The 13577-nt window shown below is 60.8% G+C and carries 11 protein-coding genes; 9 read left to right on the forward strand and 2 right to left on the reverse strand.

Annotated elements, in window-relative coordinates:
- The first annotated feature begins 150 nt into the window (after positions 1 to 150).
- Positions 151 to 2547 (forward strand): ATP-dependent helicase, encoded by a 2397-nt coding sequence (locus tag ACR0BF_RS07325; protein WP_480624583.1) that lies wholly within the window; start codon positions 151 to 153, stop codon positions 2545 to 2547.
- A gap of 4 nt (positions 2548 to 2551) precedes the next feature.
- Here the strand turns inward: ACR0BF_RS07325 and ACR0BF_RS07330 are convergent, their stop codons facing one another.
- Together ACR0BF_RS07330 and ACR0BF_RS07335 are read right to left on the reverse strand one after the other, a co-directional pair.
- Positions 2552 to 2842: a DUF1330 domain-containing protein gene (locus tag ACR0BF_RS07330; RefSeq protein WP_480516272.1), complete on the reverse strand. Its 291-nt coding sequence runs from the start codon at positions 2840 to 2842 to the stop codon at positions 2552 to 2554.
- Positions 2843 to 3212: 370 nt separating this feature from the next.
- Positions 3213 to 3437, reverse strand: a complete 225-nt coding sequence (locus tag ACR0BF_RS07335) for a DUF1127 domain-containing protein (protein WP_480516274.1) — start codon at positions 3435 to 3437, stop codon at positions 3213 to 3215.
- 888 nt (positions 3438 to 4325) lie between these two features.
- Here ACR0BF_RS07335 and mraZ point away from each other — a divergent pair.
- From mraZ to murD, 8 genes are all read left to right on the forward strand, one after another.
- A complete protein-coding gene (mraZ, locus tag ACR0BF_RS07340) occupies positions 4326 to 4829 on the forward strand; it encodes a division/cell wall cluster transcriptional repressor MraZ (protein WP_480624584.1) in 504 nt (167 codons plus the stop codon).
- A gap of 4 nt (positions 4830 to 4833) precedes the next feature.
- Positions 4834 to 5826: a 16S rRNA (cytosine(1402)-N(4))-methyltransferase RsmH gene (rsmH, locus tag ACR0BF_RS07345; RefSeq protein WP_480622250.1), complete on the forward strand. Its 993-nt coding sequence runs from the start codon at positions 4834 to 4836 to the stop codon at positions 5824 to 5826.
- Positions 5823 to 6191: a cell division protein FtsL gene (gene ftsL / locus ACR0BF_RS07350; protein ID WP_480554072.1), complete on the forward strand. Its 369-nt coding sequence runs from the start codon at positions 5823 to 5825 to the stop codon at positions 6189 to 6191. Before rsmH ends, ftsL begins: the two co-directional genes overlap by 4 nt.
- A complete protein-coding gene (locus tag ACR0BF_RS07355) occupies positions 6188 to 7975 on the forward strand; it encodes a peptidoglycan D,D-transpeptidase FtsI family protein (protein ID WP_480554073.1) in 1788 nt (595 codons plus the stop codon). Before ftsL ends, ACR0BF_RS07355 begins: the two co-directional genes overlap by 4 nt.
- 22 nt (positions 7976 to 7997) lie before the next feature.
- Positions 7998 to 9497: a UDP-N-acetylmuramoyl-L-alanyl-D-glutamate--2,6-diaminopimelate ligase gene (locus tag ACR0BF_RS07360; RefSeq protein WP_480604459.1), complete on the forward strand. Its 1500-nt coding sequence runs from the start codon at positions 7998 to 8000 to the stop codon at positions 9495 to 9497.
- On the forward strand, positions 9494 to 10888 hold the full coding sequence (locus ACR0BF_RS07365; RefSeq protein ID WP_480624585.1) for a UDP-N-acetylmuramoyl-tripeptide--D-alanyl-D-alanine ligase: 1395 nt from the start codon (positions 9494 to 9496) through the stop codon (positions 10886 to 10888). Before ACR0BF_RS07360 ends, ACR0BF_RS07365 begins: the two co-directional genes overlap by 4 nt.
- 36 nt (positions 10889 to 10924) lie before the next feature.
- The gene (gene mraY, locus ACR0BF_RS07370) at positions 10925 to 12007 is read left to right on the forward strand and encodes a phospho-N-acetylmuramoyl-pentapeptide-transferase (RefSeq protein ID WP_480475931.1); all 1083 of its coding nucleotides are present in this window, start codon (positions 10925 to 10927) and stop codon (positions 12005 to 12007) included.
- Between the two features lie 149 nt (positions 12008 to 12156).
- On the forward strand, positions 12157 to 13554 hold the full coding sequence (murD, locus tag ACR0BF_RS07375) for a UDP-N-acetylmuramoyl-L-alanine--D-glutamate ligase (protein WP_480624586.1): 1398 nt from the start codon (positions 12157 to 12159) through the stop codon (positions 13552 to 13554).
- The last annotated feature ends 23 nt before the right edge of the window (positions 13555 to 13577 follow it).

The raw sequence follows: 13577 nt of genomic DNA on the forward strand, positions 1-13577 counted from the left end.
ATCCGGGTCAGGACTTGACAGAGGGTTAACAGCTCTACAGGGCAGCGGCATCTTTGTTTAGAATTGAATGCAAAAAGACCTGAAAAATCCCCGCGAACAAGCCGTGAACAAACTCTTTCCCTCGGCGATCATCCGGCGTAGTTTGGGGGCATGAGTAGTTTTGACGAAATGGACGCCTTCGAAGGCGCATCCCTGTCGGCGCGGGCTATGGCCGTGCGCCCTTCACCCTATCTGGATGATCTGAACCCGGCGCAACGTGACGCGGTCGAACGTCTGGACGGCCCGGTTCTGATGCTGGCCGGGGCGGGGACCGGCAAGACCAAGGCGCTGACGGCCCGGATTGCGCATCTGCTCAACACAGCGCGCGCGCGCCCGAACGAGATTCTGTCGGTGACCTTCACCAACAAGGCCGCGCGCGAGATGAAAGAACGAGTAGGCCGCCTGCTTGGCCAGCCCGCCGAGGGGATGCCATGGCTGGGCACCTTCCATTCCATTTGCGTCAAACTGCTGCGCCGCCATGCGGAACTGGTCGATCTGGAATCGAACTTCACCATTCTGGACAGCGACGACCAGCTGCGCCTGCTCAAGCAATTGGTTCGGGCCGCCAATATCGATGACAAACGCTGGCCGGCTCGGATGCTGGCGGGGATCATCGATGACTGGAAAAACCGTGCGCTGACGCCCGACAAGGTGCCTGCGGCGGATGCCGGGGCCTATAACAACAAGGGCATTGAGCTCTATGCTCAATACCAGACCCGCCTGCGCGAGCTGAATGCGGTGGATTTCGGCGACCTGCTGTTGCACATGGTCACGATTTTTCAGACCCATCCGGATGTTCTGGAACAATACCAGCGCTGGTTCCGCTACATCCTTGTGGATGAGTATCAGGATACCAACGTTGCCCAGTACCTGTGGTTGCGCCTGCTGGCCGGGGGGCACAAGAACATCTGCTGCGTGGGCGATGACGACCAGTCGATCTATGGCTGGCGCGGGGCCGAGGTGGGTAACATCCTGCGGTTTGAAAAGGACTTTCCCGGTGCCTACGTGGTGCGGCTGGAACAAAACTATCGCTCGACCCCACATATTCTGGCAGCAGCTTCCAACGTCATTCGGGGCAACGAAAGCCGTTTGGGTAAAGAGCTGTGGACCGATGCCAAAGACGGCCACAAGGTCAACCTGATCGGCCATTGGGATGGCGAGGAAGAGGCCCGCTGGATCGGTGAGGAAATCGACGCGATGCAGGGCGGGACGCGCGGTATCCGTCCGATGAATCTTGATGAGATGGCGATTCTCGTCCGTGCCTCGCACCAGATGCGCGCCTTCGAGGACCGGTTCCTGACCATCGGTCTGCCCTACAAGGTGATCGGCGGCCCGCGTTTCTACGAGCGGATGGAGATCCGCGATGCCATGGCTTATTTCCGACTGGTGACCAGCCCCGAGGATGATCTGGCGTTCGAGCGGATCGTGAATACGCCTAAACGCGGATTGGGCGACAAGGCGCAGCAGGCCATTCAGATTGTGGCGCGTGAGAACGGCGTGTCTCTGGTCGAAGGTGCCCGGATCGCAGTCGACAATGGGCTGATCAAGGGCAAGGGCGGCAAAGCGCTGCGCGAATTGATCGACGGGTTGGTGCGCTGGAATGCGATGACACGCGGTCCCCGGATTGAGGTCGATGATGACACTGTTATCGATGATGGGGTTTCGCCTATCCGATATGGCGCGCCCGAGCATACCCATATCGAACTGGCCCAGATCATTCTCGACGAATCTGGCTATACGGCCCATTGGCAGAACGACAAGACCCCCGAAGCGCCGGGGCGTCTGGAAAACCTCAAGGAACTGGTCAACCAACTGGACAATTTCGAAAACCTGCAAGGGTTTCTGGAACATGTCAGCCTGGTCATGGACAATGAGCAGGATGGTGACGGCGCTAAAGTCTCGATCATGACCCTGCACGCGGCCAAGGGGCTGGAGTTTCCCGTCGTTTTCCTGCCGGGGTGGGAAGACGGGCTGTTCCCCTCGCAGCGGTCGATGGACGAAACCGGCCTCAAAGGACTCGAGGAAGAACGCCGTCTGGCCTATGTCGGCATCACCCGCGCCGAAGAGGTTTGTACGATTTCCTTCGCCGCAAACCGGCGGGTATTCGGGCAATGGCAGAACTCGATGCCGTCACGGTTCATTGACGAGTTGCCCGAGGACCATGTCGAGGTGCTGACACCTCCGGGCCTTTATGGTGGCGGTCATCAGACGGCGGGCATAGAAACCCGCGCGGCCGAAGCCAACGTCTATAACTCGCCGGGCTGGAGACGGCTGCAGGCGCGGCAGGGCCAATATGGCATGTCGCAACCCCGCGAAAGCCGCAACACGGTGATCGACGCCACCGCACTGGCCAGTTTCACGCTGGGCGAGCGGGTGTTTCACCAGAAATTCGGTTATGGCGCGGTGATCGGGATCGAAGGTGACAAGGTCGAGGTCGATTTCGACAAGGCGGGCATCAAGAAAGTGGTCTCGCGTTTTCTGACCAACAAGGATGACGTCCCGTTCTGAGGCGTCATATCCCGTCGACCAGAACCAGATTGGTGGTTGCGGTGGCCTTTCGGATCTTCGCCAGTTCGATGTAATCCGGGTCGTCCTTCCAGGCGTTCGCCGCTGCAAGATCCGGAAACTCCATCAACACAATCCCGCCTTCTGGCCAATCGCCTTCGATCCGTTCGACCGGTTTGGATGAGACCGTCAGCAGGCGACCGCCGTGGCGGTCGAAGATCGGCATGAAACCTGCCAGATAGCCCTGGTACCCGTCGGGGTCGTGAATGTTGATCTGCGCAATGAAATAGGCGGCCATGGCGTCCTCCGCATCAGAAGTCAGGATGCAATCCTACACCAGTGTCTGAAAAACAAAAAACGGCGGTTCCCAGGGAGGAGGAGAGGGAACCGCCGTCTTGTCAACATCAGAGCAGGGAGGAGGAGAGCCCTGATGTATGCGAACCCGGGTTTGAACCCGGTATGAGGAAGACGCGGCGATGTCAGGGAGGAGGAAGACATCGCCGCGCGCTTTCAACATCAAGGCAGGGAGGAGGAAGCCCCGATGTATCCGTGTCCGGCAGGTTGAGGCCGGTATAAGGTGCGGCAACGTCAGGGAGGAGGAAGACGCTGCCGCTGATTACAGACCCTAAGGGAGGAGGAAGGGCCTGATCTCAGTATGCGTGTTGCGCTTATCGCGCGGATTGTTCGCTCGCTGCCTGCATGGCAACGCGGCGGATCATCGAGCGGTGCAGGCCAAGATCGGCCAGCTCGCGGTTCGACAGAGCGGACAGTTCATTGACGGTCTGGCGGTACAGGCGATAGCGTACGAACCGGGTCTTTGCGTTTTCCAAAACTGCGCCAAAACCAAACGCCGGTGCGTTCTTTACTGCTGTATGCGTGCTTGCGACTGCCATGCTCTTCATCCGTATCTTTTTGTCTTGCCGGTATCGTCCGGCCCTTGCTTGAGACTGAAGATAGGCAAATGCTGCAATTGCACAATAGGTCACGACATCAATGCTGCTATGCAGCAAATGCATAGATTGGCTCAGTTTTTTCTTCCTGCCGCGATGCGCCTTGAAAATATGGGGTCGACCCTAGGTCAGCTTTTGCGACGACATCTGGCTCTTCACGGCGGCCTGCCTTTGAATTGAGCGCGCTCGGCGGGAAAATGGGCAAAACATATCCGTTCTGATGTTGACAAGGCATGGGTAAATCGCTCGTGGGAAATCATGGGGCGATGTGGTCGCGTGGGGGAGATTGCCGGAAAGCGATCCGAAATTCTGAACGATTCGAAGGGCTGATTGTGCATTTGGGGCTAATATTTCCAGTCCAAAAGAAAAGCAGGCAAATTTCTTGGGAAATCGCGGGAAAAAATTCGGCCGCAGAATTTTCTATATATAGGGGCGTGTTTTTCATCACACGCTAAAACTGGTGTCGCGGGACTCGAATCCTTCAATGATATTCCGCTCTGGCCGTGTTCCTCATGACACGCTGCGCAAGTTTCCTATTGATTTCCATGAATTCCCATGTCATCCCTAATACATCCGATGAGGACGAGGCAGCAGGGGCACCAAACGACCCCGACCAAAAATATTCAGGTTTCATACAGGCATCTCGCTTTCATCAACCAAGAGATCCGGCGCGCGGGCGAGCAGACATCCCCCCAGGTGGCGCGCGCAGCTGGACATCCCGCTTAGCGGGTCAATGCGGCGGGTTGATCAGTGGCAGCAGATCAACCCGCCGTTTTTCATCCGGGGGGACCGTGAATTCAAGGTGGGGCGCAAGCGAAAGGGACAGTCGTCTTGGCGCGCAGGTTTAGAGGTGAGAGCCACCACAAGGTGGATACGAAGGGCAGGGTGTCGATCCCGGCCTCGTTTCGCCGTGTGCTTGAATCGTCCGATCCCAACTGGCAGCCCGGTGACAACCCTGAACTGGTGATTGTCTATGGTGACCACCGCCGCAGGTTCCTTGAATGCTATACCATGCAGGCGATTGACGAGGTTGATGCCAAGATCGATGCCTTGCCGCGTGGCTCGATGCAGCGGCGGATGTTGCAGCGCATGTTCCACGGTCAGTCCTTCCCGACCAACGTGGACGAAACCGGGCGTCTTGTGCTGCCCGCCAAGCTGCGCAGCAAGATCGGTCTGGAAGGAGAGGCGTTCTTTATTGCCGCAGGTGACACCTTTCAGATCTGGAAACCCGAGACCTACGAGGTCGAGGAACTGGCCAAGACCGAAGAATGGATGGATGATCTGCCTGACGATTTTGATCCGATGCAGTTCCTAGATGGCACCGGGGATGCGTAACGGCATGGCCGGCGCTGCGTCCTCATCAGAAAAACCACATATTCCCGTTCTGCTGCGCCCCTTGCTGGCTGCGGTTGCGCCGGTCACTGGCATCTGGCTGGACGGCACGTTTGGCGCGGGCGGCTACACGCGCGGGCTGTTGGAGGCCGGGGCGGACAAGGTTATCGGTGTAGACCGAGATCCGCTGGCCTTTGAAATGGCGGCAGATTGGGCGCAGGATTACGGCGACCGGCTGGTGATGCAGCCCGGCGTATTTTCGCGCATGGACGAATACGCGCAGGACCTGGACGGCGTTGTACTGGATCTTGGCGTGTCCTCGATGCAGCTGGATCAGGCCGAGCGCGGGTTTTCCTTCATGAAGGACGGTCCGCTGGATATGCGGATGAGCCAGCAAGGCGAAAGCGCCGCCGATCTGGTAAACACCGCGACCGAGGCGCAACTGGCCGATATCCTGTTCCACTATGGCGAAGAACGCGCCAGCCGCCGGATTGCCAAGGCGATTGTCAGGGCACGAACCGAGGCGCCGATCACAACAACCCTGCGACTGGCCGAGATTGTCGAATCCTGCCTGCCGCGTCCGAAACCGGGGCAATCGCATCCCGCAACGCGCAGTTTTCAGGGCCTGCGGATCGCGGTGAATGCCGAATATGAAGAGCTGTTTCAGGGCCTTATGGCTGCCGAACGTGCGCTGAAACCTGGTGGGCAGCTGGCCGTTGTCACCTTCCATTCCATCGAGGACCGGATGGTCAAACGGTTCTTTCAGTCGCGCGCGGGCAAGACAGGGCGTGCGAACCGCTATGCGCCCGAGATGGAACAGGACCGGCCGCAATTTACGCTGAAGACCCGCAAGGCGGTGGGGCCCGACGAACAGGAATTGCAGGAAAACCCGCGCGCGCGCTCGGCCAAGCTGCGTGTTGCGATCCGTACCGATGCTCCGGCGGGGGAAATTGAGGCCCGCGCCATTGGAACGCCTCAACTTGGGGGAAGGGCAAGATGAAGAGTGTTTTGTATGTGTTGACTGCCCTGTCCGTGTTCGGATTGGCGCTTTGGGCCTATCAGGAGAATTATCGCACCCAACAGGTGGTGAAGGAAACGCAATCCCTGCAACGCGAGATCGGCATGGCGCAGGTGCGGCTGGCGGTCCTGAACGCCGAATGGGCCTATTTGAACCGCCCGGACCGGCTGCGAGAACTGGCAGACCTGAATTTTGAACGTCTTGGTCTGCTGCCTCTGCGGGCCGAACAGTTCGGGCGCGCCGACCAGATTGCCTTTGCCGAGGATCCTGACCTGCCCATCGTTGACCCGATTGAATTGCAGGCCATCACCGACATTCAGGCCTTGGCCGAGGTGCAGATCCCATGACGCGCACGCCCCTTCGCCCACTGGCCCGTATCCTTGACGCCCGCGCCCGGGGCGAAAACCCAAAGGCGATCGAGCGTGAAAACATCCGCAAGCGCCACGAAGACATGAAAGACCGCGCCCGCGCCCGCGCCGAAGGGCGTCTGCTGGTGCTGGGGTTGTTCTTCTTTTGCGCTTTCACGGTGGTTGGCGTCCGCATGGGTATGTTGGCAACGTCCGAGGCGCAGGAGCCGCTGGCCAATGCGCCGGGGGCTGCGATTGCCATGCAGCGCGCCAATATCGTCGACCGCGAAGGGCGCATTCTGGCAACCAATCTGGACACTTATTCCGTCTACGCGCAGCCACCGCTGATGATCGACCCGATTGCGGCAGCAGATCAGCTGGTCGCGATCTTCCCCGATCTGGATAAAGAGCGTCTGGTCAAGGACTTCACCGGCAACCGCAAGTTCCTGTGGATCAAGAAACGCATCTCGCCCGAACAGAAACAGGCCGTGCACGACATCGGTGATCCCGGCATCCTGTTTGGCCCGCGCGAAATGCGCCTCTATCCCAATGGCAAGCTGGCCGCGCACATCCTTGGCGGCTCCGGCTTTGGCCGCGAGGGCGTCAGCGCCGCCGAGGTGATCGGTGTGGCCGGGGTGGAAAAGCAGTTTGACGACTATCTGCGCGATCCCGCCAACGGCAACAAGCCGCTGCAACTGTCGCTGGACCTGACCATTCAGGCCGCGGTCGAACAAGTGCTCTATGGCGGTATGAAGATCATGAATGCCAAGGGCGCGTCGGCGGTTCTGATGAATGCGCATACGGGCGAGGTTGTATCCGCCGCCTCGCTGCCCTCATTCGATCCCAATGATCGTCCGCGCCCGCCGACCTCGGGGTTTGATCCCTCAGACAGCCCGCTGTTCAACCGCTATGTGCAAGGCGTGTACGAACTGGGGTCGGTCTTCAAGATTTTCACCGCCGCGCAGGCGGTCGAGCTTGGGCTGGTAAACTCGAACACCATCATCGATACATCCGGCCCGATGAAGATCGGGCGCTTCCCGATTGGTGAATTTAACGGCAAGAATTACGGCAAGATCAGCGTGGCGGATGTGATCGTCCACAGCTCGAACCGTGGCACCGGGCGTCTGGCGTTGCAGATCGGTGCGCAGCGGCAGCAGGACTTTCTGAATGCGCTCGGCATGTTCGAACCGACTCCGTTCGAGATTGTCGAAGCCAAGGGTGGTGTGCCGCTGATGCCGAAGAAATGGGGCGAGCTGAGCACCGTGACCATCTCCTACGGCCATGGCCTGTCAACCAGCCCGATGCATCTGGCGGCGGGATATGCGGCGATTGCCAATGGCGGGCACTATGTCAGCCCGACCATCCTGCGCCAGAACGGTCCGCAATACGGCCCCCGCGTGATGTCGCAGGGAACCGCGCGTCAGGCGCAGAAAATGCTGCGCAAGGTGGTGACGGATGGCACTGCCAGCTTTGGCGAAGTGCAAGGGTATGACGTGGCTGGCAAGACCGGCACGGCAGACAAGCCCAAGCCACGCGGCGGGTATTACGAAGACAAGGTCATCGCCACTTTCGCAACGATCTTCCCGGCCTACGATCCGAAATATGTTCTGATCGTCACGCTGGATGAACCCTCGATCGTGGCTTACGGTGAAAAACGCCGAACTGCAGGCTGGACAGCAGTGCCTGTAGCTGCCGAACTTATCGGTCGCGTGGCACCTCTGCTGGGCTTGCGTCCCCGGCTTGAGCCTGAGGCGGGCGCTGCTATAACGCTGACCTCAAACTAGGCTGTCCGGCAAGAGGTGGGTCATGGGCACAAGGTCAAAGAAACTCAGCCAACTGGCCCTGACCGCGCGAGGCGGGGTAAACCCCGAGATCACCGGGCTGGCCGTTGACAGCCGCGAGGTGAAAGACGGTTTCCTGTTCGCAGCCCTTCCCGGCACGCGGGTTCATGGTGGTTCGTTCATCCAATACGCCCTGCGCATGGGGGCCGCCGCCATCCTGACCGATGCCGAAGGGGCGAGAATCGCAGCAGCTGAACTTGCGGTGTCGGATGCGGCGCTGGTGGTTGTCGAAGACCCGCGTCAGGCGCTGGCCGGGGCCGCCGCCCTGTGGTTCGGCGCGATGCCGCAGACCATTGTCGCAGTCACCGGAACCAACGGAAAAACCTCGGTTGCCACCTTTGTGCGCCAGATCTGGACCGAACTGGGCCACGCGGCCGTCAACCTTGGGACAACCGGAGTCGAAGGGGCATGGACCGCGCCGCTGGCCCATACTACGCCCGAGCCGATCACCTTGCATCGCTGTCTGGCGGAAGCCGCCGAAAACGGCGTGACCCATGCCGCGATGGAGGCCTCGTCCCACGGCCTCGAACAGCGCCGCCTGGATGGCGTGCACCTGACCGCTGCCGGGTTTTCGAACTTCACGCAGGACCATCTGGATTACCACGAGACTTTTGAAGCGTATTTCGCAGCAAAGGCCGGGTTGTTCGACCGGGTTCTGCCACAGGATGGCACCGCGGTTATCAATCTGAGCGATCCCAAGGGGTCTCGGGTCCGCCGGATCGCCGAGGCGCGCGGTCAATCGGTGCTGACCGTCGGGTTGGGCGACGCCGATCTGTGCCTGATCAACCAGCGGTTCGATGCCACCGGGCAGGACCTGCGATTTGCGTGGCAGGGCCGGACCTTCCAGACCCGCCTGAACCTGATCGGAGGGTTCCAGGCCGAAAACATCCTGCTGGCTTGCGGTCTGGTGATTGCTGCGGGCGACAGCCCCGAACGGGTTTTTGAAACACTGCCGCATCTGACCACCGTGCGCGGGCGTATGCAGCTGGCCGCAACCCGCGACAACGGCGCGACAGTTTTTGTGGATTACGCACACACCCCCGACGCCGTGGCCACCGCCCTCAAGGCGCTGCGTCCGCATGTGATGGGCCGCCTGATTGCCATTGTCGGCGCGGGCGGCGACCGCGATGCCACGAAACGCCCGCTGATGGGCAGGGCGGCCTCGAACTATGCGGATATGGTTTTCGTCACCGATGACAACCCGCGCAGCGAAGATCCCGCCGCCATCCGCGCCGCCGTCATGGCAGGTGCACTCGAGGCAGCGGGCGACGTCAGCGTGACCGAGGTCGGCGACCGCGCCGAAGCCATTCTGCGCGGCATCGATGCCCTGCAACCCGGCGACGCACTGCTGATTGCGGGCAAGGGCCACGAAACCGGGCAGGTCGTCGGCGATCAGGTGCTGCCCTTTGATGATGTGGAACAGGCCAGCATTTCCGTCGCCGCGCTGGACGGGAGGGTCGCATGACGCTCTGGACAGCATCCGAGGCCGCTCAGGCAACGGGCGGGCGGGTCACGACCGATTGGACCGCTGATGGTGTCTCCATCGACACGCGAACCCTTCAACCCGGTGATCTGTTTGTTGCGCTGAAAGCGGCGCGGGACGGGCATGAATTCGTGGCCCAAGCGCTTGAGAAAGGCGCGGGCGCGGCTTTGGTCTCGCATATGCCCGACAACGTATCGCCGGATGCGCCACTGCTGATCGTCGATGATGTTCAGGCGGGGCTCGAGGCTTTGGGGCAGGCGGCACGCGCCAGAACGAATGCGCGTGTGGTGGGGGTGACCGGCAGTGTCGGCAAGACATCGACCAAGGAAATGCTGGCCGTGATCCTCGAAACACAAGGCAAAACCCATGCCAGCGTGGCCAGTTACAACAACCACTGGGGCGTTCCGCTGACCCTTGCACGGATGCCGTGTAACACTGAATTCGCAGTGATCGAGATCGGAATGAACCATCCGGGCGAGATTGCCCCGCTGGCCCGGCAGGCCCGCCCGCATGTGGCGCTGGTTACAACCGTGGCGGCGGTGCATCTGGAAGCCTTCGAGTCCGTCGCTGGTATCGCCCATGAAAAAGCAGCGATCTTTGAAGGGCTCGAACCCGGTGGCGCGGCAATCGTCAATGCAGATATCGACCACGCAGACATCCTGCGCCAAACGGCGCTTGGGCAGGGGGCCGGAATCGTGGATTTCGGCCAAGGCGCAACGGATTACCGGCTGACCGACGTTCAGCAGGCGGCGAACACCGTGAAAGCCGAGGCTGCCGTTGGTGAACAGGTAATCCGATTTGAGGTGAACTCTGCCGGTACGCATTTCGCCATGAACGCGCTGGGGGCCTTGGCAGCCTGCGTTGAATTGGGTGTTGATCTCGATGACGCCGTCGCAGGTCTGCGCGCATGGTCCCCGGTCAAGGGGCGCGGCGTACGGGAAAGCATTCCTCTGCCCGGCGGCGGGCAGATCGAACTGCTGGATGACAGCTATAACGCCAACCCGACCTCGCTGGAGGCCGCGCTGGATGTACTCGCTGCCTCACAAGGCAAACGCCGCATCGCCATTCTGGGCGACATGAAAGAGCTGGGCACACAGGAAGTGGCGATGCACGCCGCCATGGCCGATGCCGAAGCGATGGCACATGTCGATCAGGTGCATTGTATCGGCCCGTTGATGCGGGCATTGCACCACGCGCTGCCCCCTGCCAAACGCGGTCTCTGGTCCGAAACCAGCGCCGAGATGGCCGGACGGTTGCCGTCGCTGGTCAGGGACGGCGATACTGTTCTGGCCAAGGGCTCTCTCAGCATGGGATTGGCCTCGATTGTTGACGGTCTGCGCAAAATGGGGCAAGGGGGCGCGCTTGATGGGTGATCACGCCCATGCGCCTCGTGTGAGAAAGGTATTGTCATGCTGTACTGGTTGACCGCCCTGTCGGATGGCGGGGATTTCTGGAACCTCTTCCGGTATATCACCTTCCGCGCAGGCGGTGCCTTCATGACGGCACTGATCTTTGGGTTCATCTTCGGAAAGCCCCTGATCAACGTGCTGCGCAGAAAGCAGGGCAAGGGCCAGCCGATCCGCAATGATGGCCCCGAGGGGCATTTTTCCAAGGCAGGCACGCCAACAATGGGCGGGTTGCTGATTGTCGGTGCTCTTGTGACCTCGACCCTTGTCTGGGCACGTCTGGACAACCCTTACGTCTGGATGGTGCTTTTCGTGACCCTGTCTTATGCGGCCATCGGATTCGCGGATGACTATGCCAAGGTGTCGAAACAGAACACCAAGGGCGTTCCGGGGCGGATGCGCCTTGCCTTGGGCGTGATCATCGCGGTGCTGGCCGCGCTCTGGGCGACGTTGCACCACCCCGAAGCGTTGCAGAATCAACTGGCTGTGCCGGTGTTCAAGGACACGCTGGTCAATCTGGGTATCTTCTATATCCCGTTCTCGATTGTCGTGATCGTAGGGGCCGCCAACGCGGTAAACCTGACCGACGGTCTGGACGGTCTGGCCATCATGCCAGCGATGATCGCCGCCTCGACGCTGGGCGTGATCGCCTATGCGGTGGGCCGCGTCGACTTTACCGAATATCTGGACGTGCATTACGTGCCCGGTACGGGTGAGATCTTTATCTTCACCTCAGCGCTCTTTGGTGCGGGTCTGGGATTTCTGTGGTACAACGCCCCCCCGGCGGCGGTCTTCATGGGCGATACCGGATCGCTGGCGCTGGGCGGCGCGCTGGGCGCCATTGCCGTGGCCACCAAGCACGAGCTGGTTCTGGCCGTCGTCGGCGGCCTGTTCGTGGTCGAGGCGCTGAGCGTGATCATTCAGGTCCTCTACTTCAAACGCACCGGCAAGCGGGTCTTCCTGATGGCCCCGATCCATCATCATTATGAGAAAAAGGGCTGGGCCGAGCCTACCATCGTCATCCGCTTCTGGATCATCTCGCTGATTCTGGCGATGATCGGTCTGGCAACGCTGAAGGTGCGGTAACGCTCCCGCCAGGTTCGAAGGGGCTGCGGCCCTCCTGCCACCTGTTGGGCCCGGCTCGCGCCGCAGCACGAGCCTGATACGCCCCTTGTCATTGTAATTTTCTTCAGTGCAGTGTGGCCTCCAAATCCAAATCAAAGAAGGTGGTTAGAATGATCCCGGTCAAAGGCTTTTCAGGGCAGAAAGTTGCGGTTCTGGGATTGGGCCGGTCCGGTCTGGCAACCGCACGCGCCTTGCGCGCAGGCGGGGCGGAGCCGGTCTGCTGGGATGACAACCCGACAGCCCGCGCCATAGCCGAGGGCGAAGGATTCTCCTGTGCCGACCTTCGCAAACAGGGGGCGTTTGACACCATTGCCACGCTCATCGTTTCACCGGGCATTCCGCATCTTTATCCCGAACCCAACCCCGTGGTTGCCGCAGCCTTGGACGCAGGCGTGCCTGTGGACAATGATATCGGGCTGTTCTTCCGCTCTTTTGCGGGGCCGGAATGGAGCAACTATGACACTCCGCCACGGGTCATCGCGGTCACCGGCTCGAACGGGAAATCAACCACCGCAGCGCTGATCCATCACATCCTGACCGAGGCCGGGCGCGAGGCGCAGCTGGCCGGAAATATCGGGCGCGGTGTTCTGGATATCGATCCGGGTGGCGATGGTTCGGTCGTGGTGCTGGAACTTTCCAGCTATCAGACGGAACTGGCCCGTGCGCTGACCCCGGATGTGGCGGTGTTCACCAACCTTTCGCCAGATCATCTGGACCGCCACGGCGGCATGGGGGGATATTTCGCGGCCAAACGGCGCCTCTTTGCCGAAGGCGGCCCGGACCGCGCGATCGTCGGCATCGATGAAACCGAAGGCGCCTTTCTTGCTGGCCAACTGGCCGAAGGGCCAGCGGATGACCGCGTAATTCGTATCTCGGTAACGCGAAAGCTGACGGGGCCGGGATGGCAGGTCTTTGCGCGCAAGGGGTTTTTGTCGGAATACCGCAAGGGGCGGCAGGCCGGGTCCATCGACCTGCGCGCGATCAAGGGCCTTCCCGGTGCCCATAACCACCAGAACGCCTGCGCGGCTTATGCGGCCTGCCGGTCGCTGGGCCTTGCCCCGCGGGTGATCGAAGATGCGCTGCACTGGTTCCCGGGCCTGCCCCACCGCAGCCAGATCATCGCCGAGGCCGACGGGGTTACCTATGTCAACGACTCCAAGGCGACCAATGTCGACAGCGCCCTGAAAGCGCTTATGGCGTTCAAAAAGATCCGATGGATCTGTGGCGGCCTTGAAAAGGAAGGCGGTGTCGCAGCCCTGAACGCAGCAGCGGATCAGGTGATCAAAGCCTATGTTATCGGTCGTGAGGCGGCGGGCTTTGCGATGCAACTGACGTCCGACGCACAGGTTTGTACCACGATGGAGGCGGCAGTGGCGCAGGCCATGGCGGATGCACAGGCGGGCGAGACCGTTCTGCTGGCCCCGGCAGCAGCAAGTTTCGATCAATATGACAATTTCGAACAGCGTGGCGACGATTTCACAGCGCAGGTGCAAAAACGGCTGGGCTAACACCGCACCTGCAACAGCCCGCC

Source organism: Ruegeria sp. AG7 (genome assembly GCF_056541545.1).

What these genes read in the sequence shown, in the direction of transcription:
- ACR0BF_RS07325 (WP_480624583.1), top strand. Translation starts at nt 151, where the DNA reads ATGAGTAGTTTTGACGAAATGGACGCCTTCGAAGGCGCATCCCTGTCG.
- ACR0BF_RS07330 (WP_480516272.1), bottom strand. Translation starts at nt 2,842, where the DNA reads ATGGCCGCCTATTTCATTGCGCAGATCAACATTCACGACCCCGACGGG.
- ACR0BF_RS07335 (WP_480516274.1), bottom strand. Translation starts at nt 3,437, where the DNA reads ATGGCAGTCGCAAGCACGCATACAGCAGTAAAGAACGCACCGGCGTTT.
- rsmH (WP_480622250.1), top strand. Translation starts at nt 4,834, where the DNA reads ATGGCCGGCGCTGCGTCCTCATCAGAAAAACCACATATTCCCGTTCTG.
- ftsL (WP_480554072.1), top strand. Translation starts at nt 5,823, where the DNA reads ATGAAGAGTGTTTTGTATGTGTTGACTGCCCTGTCCGTGTTCGGATTG.
- ACR0BF_RS07355 (WP_480554073.1), top strand. Translation starts at nt 6,188, where the DNA reads ATGACGCGCACGCCCCTTCGCCCACTGGCCCGTATCCTTGACGCCCGC.
- ACR0BF_RS07360 (WP_480604459.1), top strand. Translation starts at nt 7,998, where the DNA reads ATGGGCACAAGGTCAAAGAAACTCAGCCAACTGGCCCTGACCGCGCGA.
- ACR0BF_RS07365 (WP_480624585.1), top strand. Translation starts at nt 9,494, where the DNA reads ATGACGCTCTGGACAGCATCCGAGGCCGCTCAGGCAACGGGCGGGCGG.
- mraY (WP_480475931.1), top strand. Translation starts at nt 10,925, where the DNA reads ATGCTGTACTGGTTGACCGCCCTGTCGGATGGCGGGGATTTCTGGAAC.
- murD (WP_480624586.1), top strand. Translation starts at nt 12,157, where the DNA reads ATGATCCCGGTCAAAGGCTTTTCAGGGCAGAAAGTTGCGGTTCTGGGA.